This is a genomic window from Microbacterium sp. Nx66 (assembly GCF_904066215.1).
GTDB classification, from domain to species: Bacteria; Actinomycetota; Actinomycetes; order Actinomycetales; family Microbacteriaceae; genus Microbacterium; species Microbacterium meiriae.
The window spans coordinates 2,393,348-2,414,750 of the sequence record NZ_LR880474.1 but is presented as its reverse complement, the minus strand read 5'-3'; the positions used below and the strand labels follow the sequence as shown (position 1 = coordinate 2,414,750).

Sequence of the window (21,403 nt, the reverse complement as noted above, 5' to 3'; positions counted from 1 at the left end):
CGAGCCGCACGGCGTAACCACGGGCATGGGGGCACCTAGAATTGTCCCCATGCCCGCTGGCGACTCCTTCTACATCACCACGCCCATCTACTACCCCTCCGATGTGCCGCACATCGGCCACGGGTACACGACGGTGGCCGTCGACACCCTCGCGCGGTGGCACCGTCAGGCGGGGGACGACACATGGATGCTCACGGGCACGGACGAGCACGGTCAGAAGATGCTGCGGGCCGCGGCGGCGAACGGCGTCACCCCGCAGGAATGGGTCGACAAGCTCGTCAGCGAGAGCTGGTTCCCGCTGCTGAAGACCCTCGACGTCGCGAACGACGACTTCATCCGCACCACTCAGGAGCGGCATGAGGCGAACGTGCAGACGTTCTTCCAGCGCCTGTACGACCGCGGGTACATCTACGCGGGAGAGTACGAGGCGCTCTACTGTGTGGGCTGCGAGGAGTTCAAGCCGGAATCGGAGATCGTCGACGGCACGGGTCCGTTCGAGGGGCTGAAGGTCTGCGCGATCCACTCGAAGCCGCTCGAGCTGCTGCAGGAGAAGAACTACTTCTTCAAGCTCAGCGAGTTCCAGGACCGCCTGCTCGAGCTCTACAAGACCGAGCCCGACTTCGTGCGGCCCGACTCGGCGCGCAACGAGGTCGTCTCGTTCGTGAGCCAGGGCCTCAAGGACCTCTCGATCTCCCGCTCGACCTTCGACTGGGGCATCCCGCTGCCGTGGGACGAGTCGCACGTCATCTACGTGTGGGTCGACGCGCTGCTCAACTACGCCACGGCCGTCGGCTACGGCTCCGACGAGGAGACCTTCGAGCGCCGCTGGCCCGCCTACCACGTGGTCGGCAAGGACATCCTGCGCTTCCACGCCGTGATCTGGCCCGCGCTGCTGATGGCGGCGGGGCTCGACGTCCCGAAGGGCGTGTTCGCGCACGGCTGGCTGCTCGTGGGCGGCGAGAAGATGTCGAAGTCGAAGCTCACGGGTATCGCGCCGACCGAGATCACCGACGTCTTCGGCTCCGACGCGTACCGCTTCTACTTCCTGTCCGCGATCGCGTTCGGTCAGGACGGCTCCTTCTCCTGGGAGGACCTCTCCGCCCGGTACCAGGCCGAGCTCGCGAACGGCTTCGGCAACCTCGCCTCGCGCACGACCGCGATGATCGAGAAGTACTTCGAGGGCATCGTGCCGCCGGCGGCCGCGTACACCGAGGCGGATCTCGCGATCCAGAAGATCGTGGCGGACGCCGCGACGAAGGCGGACGCCGCGATCGGCCAGTTCCGCATCGACGAGGCCATCTCCGCGATCTGGACCATCGTCGACGCGCTCAACGGGTACATCACCGAGAACGAGCCGTGGGCGCTCGCCCGCGACGAGGACCAGCGCGAGCGTCTGGGCACCGTGCTCTACACGTGCGCCGAGGGGCTGCGCGCGCTCGCCGTGCTGCTGTCGCCGGTGATGCCGCAGTCCACCGAGAAGCTGTGGATCGCCCTCGGCGCCGCGGAGACCCTCGGCCGCCTGCAGGACCAGCCGATCCGCGAGGCCGGCGCCTGGGGCGTGCTGAAGCCGGGCACGAGCGTCAACGGCCTCGCGCCGCTGTTCCCGCGCGTGGAGTCCACGGCCTGACATCCGGGCAGGACACCATGGCGGAGACCTACGTGCGCGAGCGCTCGGGCGACGGGCGCAAGGATCGGACCTACCCGGCGGCCCCGGAACCCCTCGCCGTGCCCGTCTACGACAATCACGCGCACCTCGAGATCGCCGATGGCCCTTCGACAGGCTCAGGGACCCAGGGGCTTTCCCTCAAAGCCCAGCTCGACCGGGCCGAGGCCGTCGGCGTCATCGGGGTCGTGCAGGCGTCCGGAGACATCGAGTCGTCCCGCTGGGCGGTCGAGGCCGCCCACTCCGATCCGCGCGTCCTCGCCGCGGTCGCCATCCACCCGAACGACGCCCCGACGTACGCGGAGGAGGGCCGTCTCGACGAGGCGCTCGCCGTGATCGACGAGCTCGCCGCGCATCCGCGCACGCGCGCGATCGGCGAGACCGGGCTCGACTTCTTCCGCACCGAGCCGGAGCGCCGCGCTCCGCAGTTCGCCTCCTTCGAGGCGCACATCGCGCTCGCGAAGAAGCACGGCATCGCGATGCAGATCCACGACCGGGATGCGCACGAGGCCGTGCTCGAGACGCTGACGCGGGTCGGCGCTCCCGAGCGCACCGTGTTCCACTGTTTCTCGGGGGACGAGGCGATGGCGCGGGTCTGCGCCGATGCCGGGTACTACCTCTCGTTCGCCGGGAACGTGACGTTCAAGAACGCGCAGAACCTGCGGGACGCCCTCAAGGTCACGCCGCTCGACCGCCTCCTCGTCGAGACGGACGCCCCGTTCCTCACGCCGGTCCCGCTGCGGGGCCGCCCGAACGCGCCGTACCTCGTGCCGCTCACGGTGCGATTCCTGGCCGCGGAGCTCGGCCTGGACGTGGACGATCTCTCCGCGCAGCTCGCCGAGAACACCCTCCGGGTCTACGGCTCGTTCGCCGACTGATCCTCCGGCTCGACGTCGTCCGGCCCCGTCTCGGCGACGGGCTTCGCACTGACGATGTGCGAGATGGGCTTCCACACCAGCACCAGGGTGATCGCCGCCCCGCCGAACGCGAACCACCACGGTGCCGTCAGGCCCCAGGTCTGCGCGATGACGCCGCCGAGGGCCTGGCCGACGATCATGCCGCCGAAGACGCCGACCATGTTGACCGAGGCGACGCGCCCCTGCAGGGACGCGGGGACGAGTCGCTGCCGGACGGTCGTGGAGATCGTGCCCCACACGAAGGCGTACGCGCCGAAGAAGAACATGATGACGAGGGCGACCGTGCCCGTGGTGGTCAGCGCGAAGGCGAGGTGCATGAGCACTTCGAGCGAGAGCACGATGCGCATCAGGGTCGCGAAGGACACGTGCCGCTCCAGCCAGCCGAAGCTCAGCGTCGCGACGATGCCGCCCGCCGCGGACGCCGTGGTGAGGGCGCCGTAGCCCACGGGCCCCATCTGCAGGTGCTCGGTGGCGTAGAGCACGAGCACGCCCCACGGTGCGGCCCACGTCACGTTGAAGACGAGGATGATGAGCACGAGCATCCGCACCGGCGGGTTGCGCCACAGCCAGCGCAGCCCCTCCGCGATGTCGGTGTGCACCGGCGGGTGGGTCTCGGTCTCCCGCGGCGGCACGGGGGTGCGCGCCATCCGGGAGATCAGGACGATGGCGAGCGTCACGCACAGGACTTCGACGAGGAACGGCCACGCGCTCCCGGCGGCGAAGAGGAAGGCGCCCAGCGGCGGTCCGGCGAACTGGTTCGCCACGAGATATCCCGCCTGCAGCCGTGCGTTGCCGATGCCGAGGTCAGCCGGCTTCACGAGCATCGGCAGCAACGTGCTCCCCGCGGTGTCGACGAAGACCTCCGCGGTGCCGTAGAGGAACGCGACGGCCAGCACGATCCCGATGTTCGCCGTTCCCGTCACGAGGAACACGCAGAGGGCGGCGAGCACGACGGCGCGCACGGCATTGGCGGTCATCACCAGGCGCCGCCGATCGAAGCGGTCGGCGATCGCCCCGGCGTGCAGGCCGAAGAGCAGCCACGGCAGGAACTGCAGGATGGCACCGGAGGCCACGAGGATCGGCGACGACGTCATCGAAGCGATGAGCAGGGGAGCGGCGGCCAGCGCCACTCCGTCTCCGATGTTGCTCGTCCACGACGACGCGAGCAGCCAGCGGAAATCCCTGCCCAGGCGCCGCGGAGCGATCAGTTCACCGAGGGAGGGCACCTCCGAAGGATAGCGATGATCACGGACACTGCCGAGGAACTCACCCAGGAACCCACCCAGGATCCGGGCACGGCTCGTCATCCGGGAGAATGGATCCATGACCGTCACGTTGCTCGGGGCCACCGAGATCCGCCGTCTGGCCGCCGAGCTCGATGTCACCCCCACCAAGAAGCTCGGGCAGAACTTCGTCGTCGACGCGAACACCGTCCGCAAGATCGTCCAGGCCGCCCGCGTGCAGCAGGGGGAGCGGGTGGTGGAGGTCGGACCGGGACTCGGGTCCCTGACCCTCGCGATCCTCGAGGCGGGGGCCGCGGTCACCGCCGTGGAGATCGACCACCGCCTGGCCGCCCGCCTGCCGCAGACCGCGGCCGAGCACGGCGTGCCGGAGGGGATGCTGACGGTGGTCGACGCGGACGCCCTCCGCGTGACGGAGCTGCCGGGCGAGCCGACCGTCCTCGTCGCGAACCTGCCGTACAACGTGTCGGTGCCCGTCCTGCTGCACTTCCTGGAGACCTTCCCGTACCTGCAGCGGGGCGTCGTGATGGTGCAGGCCGAGGTGGCCGAGCGCCTGGCCGCGAAGCCCGGATCGAAGATCTACGGCTCGCCGAGCGTCAAGGCCGCCTGGTACGGCGAGTGGAAGCTCACCGGGAACGTCTCCCGGCAGGTCTTCTGGCCGGTGCCGAACGTGGACAGCCTCCTCGTCGGCTTCGACCGCTCCGAGGGGGAGCGCGGACCGGTGGAGGAGCGCCGACGCACCTTCGCGATCGTCGATGCGGCCTTCAACCAGCGCCGCAAGATGCTGCGGCAGGCCCTCTCCGGGGTCTTCGGCAGCTCCGCCGCGGCGATCGAGGTGCTGACCGCCGCCGGCGTCGCCCCGACGGCCCGCGGGGAGGACCTCACGGTCGACGACTACCAGCGGATCGCCCAGCACGCAACGGCGATCGAGGGTTCCGGCGTCAGCGGCTAATCTGGCACGGTGACCGACTCCCCCCGCTTCCGCCCCGATGTCCCCGAGCTGCACCGTCCGTACGCCGCCGACGAGGGCCGCTACGGACGGTTCGCCTACCGTCAGGTCGGCTCCTCCGGCCTGTACCTCCCCCCGATCTCGCTCGGGCTCTGGTGGAACTTCGGCGACAACATCCCACTCGACAACCAGCGGGCGCTCCTGCGCCACGCGTTCGATCACGGGATCACGCACTTCGACCTGGCGAACAACTACGGCCCGCCGTACGGCTCCGCCGAGAAGAACTTCGGTCGCATCTTCGCGGAGGACCTGCGTCCGTACCGCGACGAGCTGATCATCTCGTCGAAGGCCGGCTGGGACATGTGGCCCGGCCCGTACGGCGACTACGCGAGCCGGAAGTACATCCTCGCGAGCGCGGAGCAGTCCCTCACGCGCATGGGGCTGGACTACGTCGACATCTTCTACTCGCACCGCGTCGACCCGGTCACCCCGATCGCCGAGACGGTCGGTGCTCTCGACACCCTGGTCCGCCAGGGCAAGGCGCTGTATGTCGGCATCTCCTCCTACAGCGCCGAGCGCACGGCCGAGGCCGTCGCCGTGGCGAAGGAGCTGGGGACGCCGCTCGTCATCCACCAGCCCGCGTACTCGATCCTCAACCGCTGGATCGAGGACGGCCTCACGCAGACCCTCGAGGAGTCGGGCCTCGGCGCCATCGCCTTCACCCCGCTCGCCCAGGGGCTGCTCACCGACAAGTACCTCGGTGACGGCACCGCCGAGCGCGCGCAGCAGCGCGGTTCGCTGCCGAAGGGCAAACTGACCGATGACGCCGTCCAGACGCTCCGCGCGCTGAACGAGGTCGCCCAGGGCCGGGGACAGTCGCTCGCACAGCTCGCCCTGCAGTGGACGCTGCGTACCCCGGTCGTCGCCTCTGCTCTCATCGGAGCGTCCCGCACGGAGCAGCTCGACGAGAACCTCGCGGCCCTGGACGGCCCCGCCTTCACCGACGAGGAACTCCGCCGCATCGACGAGCTCGCCGGCGCCATCGACGTCAACCTGTGGGCGACCTCGTCGGACCTGTGATCCGCTCATGAGCCTCGCCGCGTCCTCCCGGTCCGTGCACGTGCGCGCGCCGGGGAAGATCAACGTCTACCTCGGGGTCGGCGGACGCCATGACGACGGCTATCACGCCCTCGCAACGGTCTTCCAGGCGGTGTCGCTCTACGAGGACGTGATCGCCAGGGAGGCCGACGACTTCTCCCTCACGGTGTCAGGCGTGGAGGACGACGGCTCGGTTCCGCTCGACGACCGGAACCTCGCGATGCGCGCGGCCAAGCTGCTGGCCATGGCGACCGATCATCCGGGCGGGGTGGCGCTGCGGATCCGCAAGAGCGTCCCCGTCGCGGGCGGCATGGGCGGCGGTTCCGCGGACGCGGCAGCCGCGCTGGTCGCGTGCGATGCCCTCTGGGGCACGGGACTCTCGGCTGCACGGCTGCACGATCTGGCCGCGCGGCTCGGCGCCGACGTGCCGTTCGCGCTGCACGGCGGCACCGCCGTCGGCACCGGCCGCGGCGATCAGCTGAATCCGGCCCTCGCCCGCGGCCGCTTCGATTGGCTGCTGGTGACCAGCGACGAGGGACTGTCCACCCCCGCCGTGTACACCCGGCTCGATGAGCTGCGCGAGGAGGAGGGCGCGCTCGCCGACGACCCGCCGCTCTCGCTCGACGTGCCGATCCCGGTGCTGCAGGCGCTGCGGACCGGAGATGCCTGGCAGCTCGCGGACGCGCTCCACAATGACCTCCAGGCGGCCGCCCTGGACCTGCGACCGGATCTGGCCCACACCATCGAACGCGGGGTCGCGGCCGGTGCGCTGCACGGCCTCGTCTCGGGATCAGGGCCGACCGTGGCGCTGCTCTGCGCGGATCCCGAGTCCGCGCAGGCGGTGCAGACGGCTCTCCGCGAAGGCGGCCTCGATCCACTGCACGTGCACGGCGCCGTGCCCGGAGCCCGCATCATCGGCTGAGCCCGCGCGCGTTCACGCGCGGGTCCCGTCCTGCGCGCGGCCCCGCTCACTCCGCCTGCAGGAGTGCACTCACGCGATACGGGATGACCTCACGGAGGAACAGGCTCGTCGACGTGCGCAGGATGCCGGGGCACAGGCGCACGACTTCGGCCACGCGGTAGAGGTCGTCGGGGCTGGTCGCGACGACGCGCAGGAGCAGGTCGGTGTCCCCGGCGGGGGCGAAGCACTCCAGCACCTCGGGGATGCGGCTGAGCGCCTCGATGGCGGCGGTGATCTGATGCTGGTCCAACTCCACGAGGATCGATGCCGCCACGCCGCGGCCGAGTGCCGCGGGGAGGACACGGGCGCTGTGCGGGCGCAGTCGGCCGCTCGACTCCAGACGTTCGAGGCGCGCATGCACGGTCCCGCGGGCAAGACCCAAATCCTGAGCGATGAGGGCGACCGGACGTCGCGGGTCGGTGTCGAGCACGGCGAGGATACGGCGATCGGTCGCGTCGAGCAGAGTGGCCATATCGTTCACCGTCATCGTCCCCACCCGTGGTGGATTGGTCAGATCGATCAACCAGAGTTCCGGCTCTGGTCTGATCGATCGTCGTCTGTTCAACTGATTGTCACATACGCAGGGTGTCGGTCACGAGCGGACGCCTGCGGCGTTCCCCCATCGGTCACGAGTCGTCGGGAGGGACGAACAGCGGCGGAGCCACGAGCTCCCCGGCCGCCCGCCCTGGTCCGTGCCGGGGCGGGCGGAGAGGCCCCGCCGTCGGGCTCAGGACTCCGGGGCGAGCAGGCGCAGCTGCACCATCGCCGAGAAACGCGCGTCCGGGTCGGACAGATCGATCCCGCCGATCTCCGCGAGCCGGCGCAGCCGATAGCGGAACGTGTTCGGATGCGTGTAGACGCGGGCTGAGGCCACGGCGACGTCGCCGAAGGCGTCGAGCCAGGCCCGCAGGGTCTCGACCAGGTGCGTCCCTCGTTCGCGGTCCTGCGCGAGCAGCTTCGCGACCGGACCGGTGGGCTGGTCACCGCGCGCGCGGACGAGGTCGCCGAGCTCGACGAGGAGGGCCTCCATCTGCACGGCCGTGAACAGGGCCACCGGCTCCGCAGAGGAGGCGTGCCGCCCCACCCGCAGCGCCCGGTCGGCGTTGGCCCGGGAGGCGGGGATCCCGGAGGCGTCGGGGGCCACGGTCCCCACGCCGATGCGGATGTCCTCGGCGGCGCCGAGGCGGCCGAGGAAGTCGGTGGCCACGCGGGCGGCTCTGGCGTCCGCATCGCCCGCGCCCTCCGCGGTCCCCGTCTCCGGCCGCAGGGCGACGACCGCGTACACGACATCGCCGATGAGCGCCACGGCGGAGCGGAGGTACACGGCGCCGAGATGCACGGCGAACGCGTCGGCGACCCTGTGGCGCTCGGCGATGCGGCGGGCTCCGGCGGACGGATCGTCGTCCGGCTGCTCGACCGCGGACAACGCGAGCACGACGCAGCGGTGGTCGTCGAGTCGCAGCCGCGACACGGCGTCGGCCGCCCCGGGGCCGCCCTCCAGGATCGTGGCGAGGAGGTCGGCACGCAGCCGCCGCTCGACGTCGGCGCCCGCTCGGAGCCGCAGCATGTGCAAGGCGACGAGGCCGGCGGAGTCCTTCAGCGCGCGAACGCGGTCGGGCGCCAGAGGCTCCTGCACCGCCGCCCAGATGGAGCCGAGGATCTCGTCACCGGCGCGGACGGCCAGCGCGACCCGCGGGTAGGACGGGAGCCCCTCGGTGTTGTGGACGGGCCCGACGTGGATGGGATCCTCGCTGCGGTACAGCGCCTGGAAGACGCCCCGCTCCTCGAGCTGGCGGGCGAAGCGCTCGGGGACCTGACGCCCGAGGACCGTCTCGATCCGGGCCGGGTCCGCTTCGTCCTGTCGCCCCGAGAACGCGACGACGCGAGAGCTCCGGTCCTCGATCGTGACGGGGGCGTTGAGCAGCGTCGCGATGGCGTTGGCGAGAGCGAACAGATCGCCGGACGGCATGCCGCCGAGCGTCGTGGCCGCCTGGTCGCCGACATCCCCTTCCGCGATGAGCGACCTCAGCATCGCGGCGAGCTGCGCCCATGAAGCGCCGCGGGTGAGGGCGAGCACGGGGACGCCGGTCGCGGTCGCGGCTTCGCGGAGCACGGGCTCGGTCCGGACCGGGGCGCGGAGGACGAGGGCGGCCGCCCCCTGCTGCCCCAGCGTGTCCAGCAGCGTCGCCACCTCCTCGGGCTCGCTGAGGCCGACCCCGAGCACGAGGGCTCCGCGCAGCGGCATCGCGTCGTCGAGGACGTCGTGGATGACGACGGTCTCGATCACGACGTCGTCGTCGACGGCACCGCCGACGACCTCGAGCAGGGTGGTGCCGAGGTCTTCGATCACGCGGCCGAGGCTGGCGCGCGGACGTGTCGTCACGGACATGAGCACGAGGCCCAGGCTAGGGGCCGGGCAACGGCCACGGATCTGTGGGGCACGACGAAAGAGTAGCGATTCTTCGTCGCCCCGAACAGACCCGGAGGCGTCGCCTCGTCCGCTAGAAGGTGATCCACTCCGTGCGCACGGTGACGTCATCGAGGGCGTCCTGGTGCGGGGTCACGCCGATCCCGGGCCCCGTGGGCACCGTGAGCGTGCCGTCCTCGACGACGAACGGGTCGGTGATGTCGCGAGAGTAGTAGCGGCCGGAGCCCGACGTGTCCCCGGGGAGGGTGAAGCCCGGCAGCGCCGCGAGAGCCACGTTCGCCGCTCGTCCGATGCCCGTCTCGAGCATGCCGCCGCACCACACCGGGATGTCGTTGGCCGCGCAGACGTCATGGATGCGGCGGGCCTCGAGGTAGCCCCCGACCCGTCCCGGCTTGATGTTGACGATCGAGCAGGCTCCGAGCGCGATGGCGTCGGCCGCGGCCCGCGCGGACACGATGGACTCGTCGAGACAGATCGGCGTGGTCATGCTCTTCGCCAACTGGGCGTGGCCGAGCAGGTCCTCCTCGTCCAGGGGCTGTTCGATGAGGAGCAGGTCGAAGGGGTCGAGCCGCGCGAGATGGCGGGCGTCGCCGCGGTGGTACGCGGTGTTCGCGTCGACCTGCAGCAGCACGTCGTCGCCGAAGCGCTCGCGTACCGCACGCACGGGCTCGATGTCCCAGCCCGGTTCGATCTTCAGCTTGATGCGCACGTACCCCTCGTCGAGGTACCCGGCGACCGCGTCGAGCAGTTCCGGGATCGAGTCCATGATGCCGACCGAGACCCCGCAGTCGACACGGTCGCGGACGGCGCCGAGCTCGCGCGACAACGGCACTCCCGTCGCGCGCAGCTCGGCATCGAGCACAGCCAGCTCCACCGCGGCCTTCGACATGCGGTGGCCCTTGAACGGTGCGAGTGCCGGGGCGACGCCGGCCGCATCGAGGTCGCGCACTCCGGCCAGGGCGGGGAGGAGGAAGCGGGTGATGACGTCGACGCTCGCCTCGACGTACTCCGAGGAGTAGAGCGGGTCGTTCATCGCCACGCCCTCGCCCCAGCCCTCCGCCTCGTCGGACACGGCGCGCACGAGCAGCGCCTCCCGCACGGTCTGGACGCCGAACGACGTGCGGAACGGCGACACCAGCGGCATCTCGATCACGCGCAGCTCGAATCCGGTGAGCTTCATCCCTGTTCTCCTCTGTCGATGGTGTAGGCCCCCGATCGGTCGAACGAGAGCACGCGTCCCCGGGCGTCGAGCAGATCGCCGAGCGTGGCACGCAGGGCGAGCCGCCACCGCGTCGCACGATCAGGGTCACGGAGCCGGAGCGCCTCGATGTCGCGGGGGAGGGCGACGCGGACCAGACGGGCGTCGGTGGGGGTGAGCAGCGGGGCGAGGTCGTCGCCGACGGACAGCAGCGGCACCGCGTCCGCCGCAGACGGATCCGGCGCCCCGGGGGCACCCCCGGCCGCGGCCACCACCCGCGGATCGTGCAGGTACCAGGTGACGAGCATGCGATCCGTGTCGTCCGCACCGTTGAGCGCGTCCGCCATGTGCCCGTAGAAGTTGCGATGGTACGAGGTGGGCTCGGCCGCGAGCTTCACGAGGTTGAAGTGCGCGTTGCGGCTGATGAGAGGGTCGAAAGTCCAGGAGATCTCCTCGAGCCCCTCGGACAGCGCCCAGGCGCGCTGGTGCACCTTGAGCGCGAAACCCACGCTGCGTCCCCGCATCCGTCCGGACACCCCGGCGATGTGGCTGTGCAGGGCGCGCCGACCGGGCGAGGCGAAGAACCCGAAGCAGGCGCCGACGAGTTCGTGCCCGTCGAACGCGCCGCCGACGTAGCTTCCGGCCTTCGACAGCGCGCGCAGCGTCTCGACGTTGACGGGGGAGGCTTCGCCCTGCTTCGTCCAGATGCTCTGGAAGAGCTCAGAGACGCGGGTGAAGTCCTCGACGTCGTCGAGGAGCCGGATCGAGACTCCCGCCGCGCTCGCGGCGGCAGAGGCACTCGCGGCGGCAGCGGCGATCGCGCCCGTGCCGGTGTCGGTCTCCGCCATGGTCATCGCCCTTCCCCCGGTGTCGACGCCTCGGACCGCTGCTCCTGCAGCAGCCGTTCCAGGAGCAGGAGCCGCTCCGGGATCAGCGCGACGATCACGTGCTCGTCGTCGGCGTGCGCCCCGCCGCCCACGGCGCCGAGCCCGTCGAGCGTCGGGACGCCGATGCCGGCGGTGAAGTTGCCGTCCGAGGCTCCGCCGACCGCCACACCGTCGAACGGCGTCAGCCCGGCGCTCGCCGCGATGGCGGATGCGCGCGCGAACAGCTCGGCGGAGAGCGCCGCCTCCAGCGGCGGGCGGTTCGGGCCGCCCTCGATCCGCACGGTCGCGCCGGCCAGCCGCGGCGTCAGCGCACGCAGCGCGGCGTCCACGCGCTCCTGCTCGGCGACGGTCCAGGCGCGGACGTCCACCGCGAACTCCGCCGTGGCGGGCACGGTGTTCGTCGTGGTCCCCGCTGCCAACAGTGTCGGCGTCACGCTCGTGCCCCGCGCGGGGTCACCGAGCGCTGCGGCCGCGAGGAGCAGATGCGCCGCCGCGATCCCGGCGTTGACGCCGCGTTCCGGCTCCAGCCCCGCATGCGCCGCTCGTCCCGTGACGTGCACCCGGTACAGGGAGACGCCCTTGCGCGCGGTCTTCAGATGGCCGCCCTCCGCGGCGGCCTCCAGCACGAAGGCCGCGCGGCATCCGCGCGCCTCGTCCTCGATGAGCTGCCGGGAACTCGGCGATCCGAGCTCTTCGTCGCCCGTGAGCAGGATGGTCACCCCGGAGCGGTCGTCCAGCGCCGCCACCGCGTGCAGCGCCATCACGACGCCGGTCTTCATGTCGAAGCACCCCGGTCCGCGCAGCACGCCGTCGGCGATCCCGGACGGCAACCGATCGCGGGAGCCGAGCGGCCAGACCGTGTCGTGGTGTCCGAGCACCAGGACCGCGGCCGGTCCCCGGCCGAAGCGCCACCGCAGGTGCGTGCGCCCGTCGATCACGATCCGCTCGGGTGCGACCCCCAGGAGCCGTTCGCCGAGCGCGGCCACGACGTCGGCGCTCCGGGCCACCGCGGCGCGGTCGTCCGACGGCGACTCGCATGCGAGCAGGGTGTCGATGTCGGCCAGGACCACCGCGAGGTCGGCGGCCGCCTGCACCGGCATCACGAGACCTTCGGTGCGGCACGGACGCCGTGGTGCAGGTACTGTTCGCCGGTGGGCAGCGAGTAGAAGACGACGGGATGCCACGCCTGCTCGCCCTCCGCGCGCATCACGAACTCGTTCCGGCGCACGGGCACGAGGGCGTGCTCCTCCACCGGATCGGGCAGCAGCGCGGCCAGCGGGCCGTTCAGCGTGGTGCGCATGCGCAGCCCCTCCTCGTCGCGGAAGATCTCGGTGCGGACGCCGGAGCGGTCGTAGACGCCCTCGAAGGCGGAGAAGTCGTCGACGTACGGTTCCGCGGGCGGGGTGAGACCGGTGGGCAGGTGGAGGTCGGCGAGCTCGGCGAAGATCTCGTCGAAGATCTCGTCGTACAGGTCGCGGGTGTTGCCGCCGTTGGTCAGCAGCGTGACCGCGATCTGCTCGTCCAGGAGGATCCGCAGGAACGACGACTGCCCGATGGTGTTGCCGTCGTGGCCGATGAGCTTGCGCCCGTCCCAGTCGAAGAGGATCCAGCCGAGGCCCCAGCTGTCGCCGAGGGAGTAGGGGTCGGGGACATCGACCTCGTGCTGCTGCATCCGGCGCACGCTCTCCTCGGACAGCACCCGCGTGCCGTCGGCGGCGAGACCGTTCTCCAGGTGCATGCGGGCGAAGGCGAGCACGTCGGCGGTGGTGGAGTTGATCAACCCGGCCGGACCCATCGACCGCGGCAGCATCCACGCCGGAGCGAGCACGGGGCCGTCGTCGCCGATCTCGGTGTGCCCGGTGGCGGTGCGGAACATGACCGCCTCCTCCGGCAGCGTGCAGGAGTGGGTGAGGCCGAGGGGCTCGTAGAGCAGGTCGCGCATGGCCTGGTCCCACGTCGTGCCGGTGATCTTCTCGATCACGCGTCCGGCGAGGACGAAGCCCGCGTTGCAATACGACATCGTGGCGCCGAGGGGGTGGTTCTGCGCGACGCCGTCCAGATGCGCGACGTACTTCTCCAGGGTGTCGTCGCCGCGGCCGGTGTCGGTGAACACGTCGCCGTCGATGCCGCTGGTGTGGCTGAGAAGGTGCCGCATGGTGACCGTCCGGGTGACCTCCGGGTCGGAGGAGGCGAATTCCGGCACGTACTCCACGACCGGGGTGTCGAGATCGAGTCGGCCCTCGTCGACGAGCCGCATCAGGGCGGACGCCGTCCACACCTTCCCCATCGAGCCGATCTGGAAGAGCGAGTCGTCGGTGGTCTCGATGCCCGTGCGCACGTTCAGGATGCCGTGGTGGGCGTAGACGGGCTCCTCGCCCAGCCGGAGGATGCCGAGGGTGGCGCCGGGGACCTTGTGCGCGGCGGCCAGCGTGCTCAGCCGCTGCTGCCAGTGCCGGGCGTCAAGCCGCGGACGGATGGGCTTCCCCGCCGCAGGGGCGTACTGCTCGACCCAGTCGACGACCCGCTGCGAGTAGTCGGCCCGATGGGAGGGCGGCCCGGACAGGAGGAACAGGTGGGATCCCCCGGGGTACAGCACCAGCCGCGTCGGGACGCCGCGTTCGCGGAGCGCCGTGAACCACTGCTCGGCCTGACCCACAGGGCAGCGGTCGTCGGCGGCACCCTGCAGGATCAGCGTGGGTGTCTGCACCCGGTCCACGTGGGTGTAGGGCGACTGCGCGGCGATCTTCTCGCGGTCGCGCCAGGGCAGGCCGCCGTTCTCCTTGGCGGAGAGATGGTGTCCGAAGTCCGACGTGCCGCCCATCGACAGCAGATCGGTGACGACGCCGCCGGCGACGGCCGCCGCGAAGCGGTCGTCGCGCGAGGTGAGGAAGCAGGTCATGAACCCGCCGTAGCTGTAGCCGGTCACGGCAAGGCGCGCCGGGTCGGCCAGGCCTTCCGCGACGAGCTGGTCGATCGGCTCCAGGAAGTCCTTCGCGTCTTCGACGCCCCAGCCGCCGGAGACCGCCGAGAAGAACGCGTCGCCGTAACCGTCGCTGCCGCGGGGATTGATCGTGAGGATCGCCCAGCCGCGCTGCGCGAGGATCTGATGGTACGGGTGGATGAGGTCGGCGGCCCCGTTCCAGGCGTTGTGCGGGCCGCCGTGGACGTCGAGGAGCAGCGGCAGCGGACCCTCGGTCGCAGGGTCGCGGCGCAGCCAGCCGGTGACCACGGTACCGTCCGAGATCGTGAACCGGCGCTCCTCCGCCGGAAGGAGGTCGAGGTCGGGGACGCCGTACTCCGCGCGCACGGTGGTCGTGCCGTCGGAGAGGTCGAGCAGGGCGACGTCGCCGAAGGAGTCGGGGGTGGCGAGCACCACCGCCGCCGCCGTGCCGGCGACGGACAGCCCGGAGACGTTCGCGGTCCCGGCGAGCAGCGGCTCCGGCTCTCCGCCCTCGGGGGAGACGGCGTACACGTGCGAGGAGCCGTTGTCGCGGAGGCAGAAGACGAGGCGCCCATCCGCCGCGAACTGCGGCATGCCTCCGGGGTAGCCGGGGCCGCCGGGCATGACGTTGCGGTCCGCCGACGCGGTGAGGTTCCGCGGCGCACCGTCGCCGTCCGCAGGGAAGAGCAGGAGGTCGGCGTTGCCGATCTCGGTGTCCAGCCGGCCCGCCGCGACCACGTGTCGTCCGTCGGGCGTCCAGCCGACCGCGGTGGCCTGCACGCCGGCGGCGCTGATGCGCACGGGGGCCCGGTTCGGATCGGTGGCGGACGTGACGAAGACCGGGATGCGCATCGTGAGGTCGGCGTCCTCCTCGTCCGCAGTCGAGAAGGCGAGGAGCGTGCCGTCCGGCGACCAGAAGGGGTCGGAGGCGTGCGAGCGGCCCCGGGTGACGACCCTGACGGCGCCCGATTCGACGTCGACGACGTGGAGCTGCTGCACGAGCGTCCCCAGCACGCCGGCCCCGTCGGCCTTGTAGCCGAGCCGGTCGGTCGCGGAGGGGGCGGAGCGGCGGGCGAGCAGGGCGTCGCGGTCGTCGCCGGGCAGCGCTGCGGTGTCGACGGGGGCGGTGAAGGCGACGCGGGTGCCGTCAGGACTCCATGTCGGGGCTCCGGCACCCAGCGGCAGGGTCGTGAGGGCCCGGGCCTCGCCGCCCGCGGCGGGCAGGAGCCAGACCTGCGCCGGGCCGTCCTCGGCGCGGAGGAAGGCGAGCTGCGTGCCGTCCGGGCTCCAGACCGGGGTCGAATCGGCCGTGCCGCGGGTGAGCGGGACCGGGGTGCCACCGGTGGCGGCGACCTGCCAGAGCGCGCGGGTCTCGCGGTCGGCCTCGCGGTCGATGCCGCGCAGCGCATACACGATGCGGCTGGCGTCGGGGGAGAGCGCCGGCTGCTCCGGGGTGGGGAGGGCCAGCAGGTCGTCGACGGTGACGCGGGTCATGAGGACTCCAATCCGATGGTCAGTTCAGCGTGTCGGCTGCGGTCGCCGGCGGTGTTGTGGCGGTGACCGAAAGCAGGACCGCGCTTTGGGGCGGCGGCACAGATCCGGCGAAATGGCAGGCGGCTCCGACCGGTCCGGTGGGGCGCATCGGCTCGGAGAGCACGCAGATCTGCCGGTCGGGCCGGGCGACGGGACCGATGGGGCACCGCGGGTGGAAGCGGCAGCCGGAGGGCGGCGCGTGCGGGTCGGCGGGTTCCACGGCGACCGGAGCGACCGGGTCGACCGCCAGCAGGTCGCCGTGGCGGGTGGGTGCCGCCTGCAGGAGCTCCCGCGTGTAGGGATGCTGCGGATCTGCGAGCACCCGCGCGGTGGGGCCGACCTCGACGATCCGCCCGAGGTACATGACCGCGATGTGGTCGCTGAGGTAGCGGACGACGGAGAGGTTGTGCGAGATGAAGAGCATCGTCAGATCGAGCTCGGCCCGCAGCTCCCGGACGAGGTTGAGCACGGAGCCCTGCACGGAGACGTCGAGAGCCGAGGTGATCTCGTCGGCGATGACGACCTCGGGGCGGGCCGCCAGAGCCCTGGCGAGCGCGATCCGCTGCCGCTGCCCGCCGGAGAGGGCGGCGGGGAGGGCCTCGGCCCGGTCGGCGTCGAGGCTCACGAGGTCGAGCAGGCGGGCGACCTCGGCGCGGCGGGCTCGGCCCCCGCGCAGGTCGCGGGGGAGCGCTTCGGCGATCGACTCGCCGATGGTCATCCGCGGGTCGAGCGAGGAGAACGGGTCCTGGAACACCATCTGGATGGGGCGACGGCGACGGAAGGAGCGCACGTCCGCGCCGTCGAGCGTGATGGCGCCCTCGCTGATCGGGGCGAGGCCGATGGCGGCGCGCGCGAGGGTCGACTTGCCCGAGCCCGATTCGCCGACCAGGCCCACGACGGAACCGGAGGGCACGGTCAGCGTCGCATCGTCCACGGCCGTCAGCCCGGACCGGTGCGATCCGTACCGCACGCTCACGTGCTCGAAGCGCAGTGCGCTCATCGGACGGCCTCCTCTTCACGGACCGGCGCGGGCGTCGCCGTCACGGGGTGCCAGCAGGCCACGCGGCGCCCGGCGTCGTCGGCGACGAGCGCTGGGTCCTTCTCGCGGCAGACGGCGGTCGCGAGCGGGCAGCGGTCGGCGTAGGCGCAGCCGACGGGGAAGGCGCCCGGCGCCGGTGGGCGTCCGGGGATCGTCCGCAGCGGCAGGGACCGGTCGGTGTCGAGCTCGGGGACGACCTCCAGCAGCGCACGCGTGTACGGGTGCCGTGCGGCGCTGTGCAGGTCGGCGGCGGGGAGGTCCTCCACGATGCGGCCGGCATACATCACGAGCACGCGGTCGCAGGTCTGGGAGACGACGGCGATGTCGTGGCTGATGAGGAGGATGGCCGCGTCGGTGTCCCGGCGCACGCGGTCGAGCAGCTGCAGCACCTGCCGCTGCACGGTGACGTCGAGGGCTGTCGTCGGCTCGTCGGCGATGATGAGCTTGGGGTGGTTCATCAGCCCCATCGCGATCATGGCGCGCTGCCGCATCCCGCCGGAGAACTCATGCGGGTACTGGTGGGCGCGGCGGGCCGCAGCAGGCACCCGTACGGACTGCAGGCGCTCGACCGCGCGCTCCCTGGCGGCCCGGCGGGTGATGTCCTGGTGCTCGGACGCGGCTTCGGCGAGCTGCGCGCCGATCCGGCGGGTCGGGTTGAACGACGTCATCGGATCCTGGAACACCATCGCCAGCGAGGTCCCCAGCAACGGTCGCAGCGCCCGTTCCGACGTGGTGAGCACCGGGACGCCGCAGAAGTCGAGGCGGGCGGCGGACACGTGTCCCGGCTGTTCGATGAGCCGAGCCGCAGCGAGCGCCGTGAGGCTCTTCCCCGAGCCGGACTCTCCGACCACGCCGATCGCCTCACCCCGGCCGACGGTGAAGGACACCCCGCGGACGGGCGTGACCCAGCCGGCAGGCGTGGGGAAGGAGACGCGCAGGTCGTCGACGAGGAGCACCACGTCGTCGCCGTCGACCTGCGCGGGCACGGTGCCGGCGTCGCCCGGGGCGGGCTGCGCGACGGCGGGAAGCCGGTGGCGGCGGCGTCCGGAGCGTCCGCCCAGCGCCGCGGCGGCGGTCTCGCCCAGGAGATTGAAGGCGAGTCCGGCGATGATCACGGCCACGGCGGGACCGAGCGCCGCCGCGGGGTTGAGGTAGATGCGGTTCAGGCCCTCGCCGAGCAGGCGGCCCCAGTCGTACTCCGGTACCTGCACGCCGAGCCCGAGGAAGGACAGACCGGCGAACGCGAGCAGCGCGGACCCCGCGGCCACGGTCGCATTGACGATGAGCGGTTCGCCGATGTTCGGCAGGATGTGCCGGAACAGGATGCGGAATCGGGAGACGCCGGCGACCTGGGCCGCCGCGATGAAGTCACGTCCGGCGATCGCCGCGGACAGGGTCTGGGTCAGACGCGCGAACTGCGGTGCCATGGCCAGTCCGATCGCGAGCACGGATCCGGTGGTGCCGACGCCGAAGATCACGGCGAAGAAGAGCGCGAGCAGGAGCCCGGGGAAGGCGACGGCGATGTTCACGAAACCGGCGATCGGGCGTCCGGCCCACCGCGGGAGGACCGAGGGGGCCATGCCGAGCAGCGATCCCGCGATCACGCCGATGAGGACGGCGATGACGGCGAGGACCACGGAGAGGCGGGTGGCCACCAGCACCCGCGCCAGCACGTCGCGACCGAGAGTGTCGGTGCCCAGCAGATGGGCGGCGCTGGGGCCCTGGGTGACGGCGGTCGGGTCGACCTGCTCGGCCTGCGGGCCCCAGATGACAGGCCCGAGGATCGCGGTGAGCGCGACGAGGACCATGAGGACGAGCGCGGTGGCCCCGAGCGGGGACCGGACGATCGCCGACCAGGCGTTGCGGGTGGGCGCCATCATGCCTCCCTGATGGTGGAGCGCGGATCGAGGAGGGCGAGGACCACGTCGATGACGAGGTTCACCAGGAGCACGCCGATGCCGTAGACGAGCACGATCCCCTGCACGACCGAGTAGTCCTTGGTGAGGATGGACTGCACGATCATGGTGCCGAGCCCCGGCCAGGCGAAGACGTTCTCCACGAGGACGGTGCCGGCGACCATGCCCGTCAGCAGCAGGCCGGTGAGGGTGAGGGTGGCGGTCATGGCGTTGGGGACCGCGTGCCGGGAGTAGATGCGGCGCGGGGCGAGCCGCTTGGCGCGGGCGGTGCGGATGAAGTCCTGCCCGAGCACCGAGAGCACCTCGACCCGGATGATGCGGGAGAACACGGCGATCGGCCCGATCGCGAGGGCCAGCACCGGGAGCACGAGGGCGAACGGTGCGGTGTTGCCGGCGACCGGGAACCACCCGAGGGAGACGGCGAAGACGTAGACGAGGCCGACCGCGAGCAGGAACTCGGGGATCGCGGCGAGGATCACCGTGACCGTGGCGAAACCCAGCTCCAGGCCACGGCGCCGGCCGCCGCGGGTGGCCACGGCCATCGTGACCCCGAGCGGCACCGAGATCAGCAGCACCAGGACCACCGCGAGGAGCGCGAGCTGGAGCGTGGCGGGGAGCCGGGTCGCGATGAGCTCGGAGACCGGCTGGCTCGTGATCATCGAGGTGCCCATATCGCCCGTGAACAGTCCGCCGATGTAACGGACGTACTGCACGAGCAGCGGCTGGTCGAGACCGAGGGCCGCCCGGCGGGACTCGACGAGCTCGGCCGGGGCGTTCATCCCCAACGCCGCCCGCACCGGGTCGCCGGGGACGAGATGGATCATCAGGAAGGCCGCCGTGACCAGCACCCACACCGCGAGGACGAACTGCCCTCCGCGCCGGACCAGGAAGGACACCCACGGGTTGTCCGACCGGGCGGATCTGATCAGGATCGCCTGCGTGGCGGTGGTGCTGGCCATCGGCTGCCTCCGTTACTCGAACATCCGGATCGACGTCGGGTCGATGCCGTCGCCCTCGGTGAACTCCGCCTTGTGGGCGAAGGTCGAGCGCAGGATGTTCGCATAGGGCACCACGCTGGTCGTCTCGAAGAGGGCGACCTCGGCCGCGCTCCAGTCGTCGCAGCCGTCGGTGCCGGCCTTCTCCGACGCGGCGGTGACCGCGGCGGTGTAGTCGGGGTTGTCGATGCCGGCGAAGTTCGTGCCGTTCGGCGGGGTGGGCCCGGAGTAGAACGGCACGAGCATGCTCGGCAGGGACACCGTCAGCGGGGCGGCGGAGATGTCCCAGTCGCCCGTCGAGAACAGCACCTCGCTCAGCGTGGGCGAGTCGACCGCGGTGACGGAGATGTCGACTCCGAGGTCCTTCCAGGCGGACTGGGCGAGCTCCGCCGCCGCGTTGCCGGCGTCGCCCAACTGCGCGGAGTAGATCATCTTCAGCGTGAGCGGCTCACCGTCCTTGGCGCGGACGCCATCGGAGCCGGCGGTCCACCCTGCCTCGTCCAGAGCCGCGGCCGCGGCGTCGACGTCCGTCTCCGGCAGGTGCCCGGAGACGGTGTCGGCGCGGCACGGGTTGGGCGAGACCGTGACGAGCCCGGTCGGCACGGTGGCCTTGCCGCTGCCGATGACCTGCCGCAGCTGCTCCAGATCGACGGCCTGCATGAGCGCCTCGCGGACGGCCGGGTCGGCGGTCGGTCGGCCGTCGGCCTGGTTGAACGTGAAGGAGCCGCCGGGCGTCTGGACATCGGTGTGGAAGAGTCCGGCCTCCTCCATGCGCGTGCTGTCCGGGCCGATCACCAGGGCCGCGTTGACCTCTCCGGAGAGGAGGAGGTTGGCGGCGGTCGTCTCGTTCGGGATCACCCGGAAGACCACGGTGTCCGGCAGGCCCTTCTGCTCCGGATCCCAGTCTCCGGGGCCCCAGGTGAAGTCGTCGCGACGCGTGAGCGTGTACTGGCTGTTGGGGACGATCTCCGTCATCGTGAACATGCCGGTCGCGCCTTCGCCCTTGGCCAGCGCATCCGGGTCGTCGATCACGGTGCCGCACACGATCGAGATGCTGCCCACGTTCTCCAGAAGGAACGAGTCGGGGCGGCCGCTGGTGACGGTGACCGTGCCGGCGGCGTCGTCTCCGACGGCCGAGGTGCCGGGCTGCACCTGGAGGCCGATGAGGGGAGAGCCGTTCGCGGGGTCGCCGATGTGGGTGATGTTCGCGGCCACGTCGGTCGCGGTGAGCGGCGTGCCGTCCTCGCAGGTGACGCCGTCGCGCAGGGTGAAGGTCGCCGTGGTGGTGTCGGACTCCCAGTCCTCGGCGAGACCCGACACGATGCTGCCGTCCTCGAGGACCTCCACGAGACGGGCGTAAAGGAAGCGGTCGACGGAGCGGGCGACGGACATCACGGTCACGAACGGATCCAGGCTTCCGGGATCGGTCGAGATCACCGAGGTGAACGTCTTGCCGTCGGCGAGGACGCCCTCCCCGGCGTCGCCGCCGGGAGCGGCGCCGCCGGCGCACGATGTCAGGGCGAGCGCCGTGGCGCCGAGCAGGGCGAGCAGCGGGGTACGGGAACGCATCAGGAGCCTCCAGCGGTGTTCGGGCGGTGCGGGTCGGGTCGTGCGGATCGGTGGTGCGAGGGGGTGGT

At 71.7% G+C, this 21,403-nt stretch carries 16 protein-coding genes; 5 read left to right on the top strand and 11 right to left on the bottom strand.

What is annotated here, in order from left to right:
• Positions 1-49: 49 nt before the first annotated feature.
• Complete coding sequence (gene metG, locus MICNX66_RS11500; protein WP_187661996.1) at positions 50-1,627, top strand: methionine--tRNA ligase; 1,578 nt, start codon at positions 50-52, stop codon at positions 1,625-1,627.
• Positions 1,628-1,644: 17 nt separating this feature from the next.
• Positions 1,645-2,541, top strand: coding sequence for a TatD family hydrolase (locus MICNX66_RS11495; protein WP_187661995.1), 897 nt, complete (start codon positions 1,645-1,647; stop codon positions 2,539-2,541).
• Here the strand turns inward: MICNX66_RS11495 and MICNX66_RS11490 are convergent.
• Positions 2,520-3,806, bottom strand: coding sequence for an MFS transporter (locus MICNX66_RS11490; protein WP_187664194.1), 1,287 nt, complete (start codon positions 3,804-3,806; stop codon positions 2,520-2,522). The two genes, MICNX66_RS11495 and MICNX66_RS11490, sit on opposite strands and share 22 nt — an antisense overlap.
• Positions 3,807-3,903: 97 nt before the next feature.
• Between MICNX66_RS11490 and rsmA the strand changes: the two genes are divergently transcribed.
• From rsmA to MICNX66_RS11475, 3 genes are read left to right on the top strand one after another with little or no spacing between them, the layout of a single operon-like run.
• Entirely contained in the window at positions 3,904-4,773 is an 870-nt protein-coding gene (rsmA, locus tag MICNX66_RS11485) for a 16S rRNA (adenine(1518)-N(6)/adenine(1519)-N(6))-dimethyltransferase RsmA (RefSeq protein WP_187661994.1), read from the top strand.
• A 9-nt stretch (positions 4,774-4,782) separates the two neighbouring features.
• Complete coding sequence (gene mgrA / locus MICNX66_RS11480; RefSeq protein WP_187661993.1) at positions 4,783-5,850, top strand: L-glyceraldehyde 3-phosphate reductase; 1,068 nt, start codon at positions 4,783-4,785, stop codon at positions 5,848-5,850.
• Between the two features lie 7 nt (positions 5,851-5,857).
• The gene (locus tag MICNX66_RS11475) at positions 5,858-6,790 is read left to right on the top strand and encodes a 4-(cytidine 5'-diphospho)-2-C-methyl-D-erythritol kinase (protein ID WP_187661992.1); all 933 of its coding nucleotides are present in this window, start codon (positions 5,858-5,860) and stop codon (positions 6,788-6,790) included.
• A 46-nt stretch (positions 6,791-6,836) separates the two neighbouring features.
• On the opposite strand, the gene MICNX66_RS11470 is transcribed toward MICNX66_RS11475, so the two are convergent.
• From MICNX66_RS11470 to MICNX66_RS11425, 10 genes are all read right to left on the bottom strand, one after another.
• Positions 6,837-7,316, bottom strand: coding sequence for an Lrp/AsnC family transcriptional regulator (locus tag MICNX66_RS11470; RefSeq protein ID WP_232089055.1), 480 nt, complete (start codon positions 7,314-7,316; stop codon positions 6,837-6,839).
• Between the two features lie 240 nt (positions 7,317-7,556).
• Positions 7,557-9,218: a PucR family transcriptional regulator gene (locus tag MICNX66_RS11465; protein WP_232089248.1), complete on the bottom strand. Its 1,662-nt coding sequence runs from the start codon at positions 9,216-9,218 to the stop codon at positions 7,557-7,559.
• Between the two features lie 112 nt (positions 9,219-9,330).
• Complete coding sequence (gene menC / locus MICNX66_RS11460; RefSeq protein WP_187661990.1) at positions 9,331-10,437, bottom strand: o-succinylbenzoate synthase; 1,107 nt, start codon at positions 10,435-10,437, stop codon at positions 9,331-9,333.
• A complete protein-coding gene (locus tag MICNX66_RS11455; RefSeq protein WP_187661989.1) occupies positions 10,434-11,303 on the bottom strand; it encodes a GNAT family N-acetyltransferase in 870 nt (289 codons plus the stop codon). Before MICNX66_RS11455 ends, menC begins: the two co-directional genes overlap by 4 nt.
• A 2-nt stretch (positions 11,304-11,305) precedes the next feature.
• Positions 11,306-12,442: a M20/M25/M40 family metallo-hydrolase gene (locus MICNX66_RS11450; protein ID WP_187661988.1), complete on the bottom strand. Its 1,137-nt coding sequence runs from the start codon at positions 12,440-12,442 to the stop codon at positions 11,306-11,308.
• A complete protein-coding gene (locus tag MICNX66_RS11445) occupies positions 12,442-15,777 on the bottom strand; it encodes a serine hydrolase (RefSeq protein WP_187661987.1) in 3,336 nt (1,111 codons plus the stop codon). Before MICNX66_RS11445 ends, MICNX66_RS11450 begins: the two co-directional genes overlap by 1 nt.
• A 19-nt stretch (positions 15,778-15,796) precedes the next feature.
• The gene (locus MICNX66_RS11440; RefSeq protein ID WP_187661986.1) at positions 15,797-16,816 is read right to left on the bottom strand and encodes an ABC transporter ATP-binding protein; all 1,020 of its coding nucleotides are present in this window, start codon (positions 16,814-16,816) and stop codon (positions 15,797-15,799) included.
• Entirely contained in the window at positions 16,813-18,735 is a 1,923-nt protein-coding gene (locus tag MICNX66_RS11435) for a dipeptide/oligopeptide/nickel ABC transporter permease/ATP-binding protein (RefSeq protein WP_197971840.1), read from the bottom strand. The genes MICNX66_RS11440 and MICNX66_RS11435 overlap by 4 nt, the downstream gene beginning before the upstream one ends.
• Positions 18,732-19,730 carry an ABC transporter permease gene (locus MICNX66_RS11430; RefSeq protein WP_187661985.1) on the bottom strand — a complete coding sequence of 333 codons (999 nt, stop codon included), beginning with the start codon at positions 19,728-19,730 and terminating at the stop codon, positions 18,732-18,734. Before MICNX66_RS11430 ends, MICNX66_RS11435 begins: the two co-directional genes overlap by 4 nt.
• A 12-nt stretch (positions 19,731-19,742) precedes the next feature.
• Positions 19,743-21,335, bottom strand: a complete 1,593-nt coding sequence (locus tag MICNX66_RS11425) for an ABC transporter substrate-binding protein (protein ID WP_187661984.1) — start codon at positions 21,333-21,335, stop codon at positions 19,743-19,745.
• Positions 21,336-21,403 lie beyond the last annotated feature (68 nt).

Bases quoted from the DNA above. Each gene is read 5' to 3' on its own strand.
- metG (WP_187661996.1), top strand. From the start codon at position 50: ATGCCCGCTGGCGACTCCTTCTACATCACCACGCCCATCTACTACCCC.
- MICNX66_RS11495 (WP_187661995.1), top strand. From the start codon at position 1,645: ATGGCGGAGACCTACGTGCGCGAGCGCTCGGGCGACGGGCGCAAGGAT.
- rsmA (WP_187661994.1), top strand. From the start codon at position 3,904: ATGACCGTCACGTTGCTCGGGGCCACCGAGATCCGCCGTCTGGCCGCC.
- MICNX66_RS11475 (WP_187661992.1), top strand. From the start codon at position 5,858: ATGAGCCTCGCCGCGTCCTCCCGGTCCGTGCACGTGCGCGCGCCGGGG.
- MICNX66_RS11470 (WP_232089055.1), bottom strand. From the start codon at position 7,316: ATGACGGTGAACGATATGGCCACTCTGCTCGACGCGACCGATCGCCGT.
- MICNX66_RS11465 (WP_232089248.1), bottom strand. From the start codon at position 9,218: ATGTCCGTGACGACACGTCCGCGCGCCAGCCTCGGCCGCGTGATCGAA.
- menC (WP_187661990.1), bottom strand. From the start codon at position 10,437: ATGAAGCTCACCGGATTCGAGCTGCGCGTGATCGAGATGCCGCTGGTG.
- MICNX66_RS11455 (WP_187661989.1), bottom strand. From the start codon at position 11,303: ATGGCGGAGACCGACACCGGCACGGGCGCGATCGCCGCTGCCGCCGCG.
- MICNX66_RS11450 (WP_187661988.1), bottom strand. From the start codon at position 12,442: ATGCCGGTGCAGGCGGCCGCCGACCTCGCGGTGGTCCTGGCCGACATC.
- MICNX66_RS11445 (WP_187661987.1), bottom strand. From the start codon at position 15,777: ATGACCCGCGTCACCGTCGACGACCTGCTGGCCCTCCCCACCCCGGAG.
- MICNX66_RS11440 (WP_187661986.1), bottom strand. From the start codon at position 16,816: ATGAGCGCACTGCGCTTCGAGCACGTGAGCGTGCGGTACGGATCGCAC.
- MICNX66_RS11435 (WP_197971840.1), bottom strand. From the start codon at position 18,735: ATGATGGCGCCCACCCGCAACGCCTGGTCGGCGATCGTCCGGTCCCCG.
- MICNX66_RS11430 (WP_187661985.1), bottom strand. From the start codon at position 19,730: ATGGCCAGCACCACCGCCACGCAGGCGATCCTGATCAGATCCGCCCGG.
- MICNX66_RS11425 (WP_187661984.1), bottom strand. From the start codon at position 21,335: ATGCGTTCCCGTACCCCGCTGCTCGCCCTGCTCGGCGCCACGGCGCTC.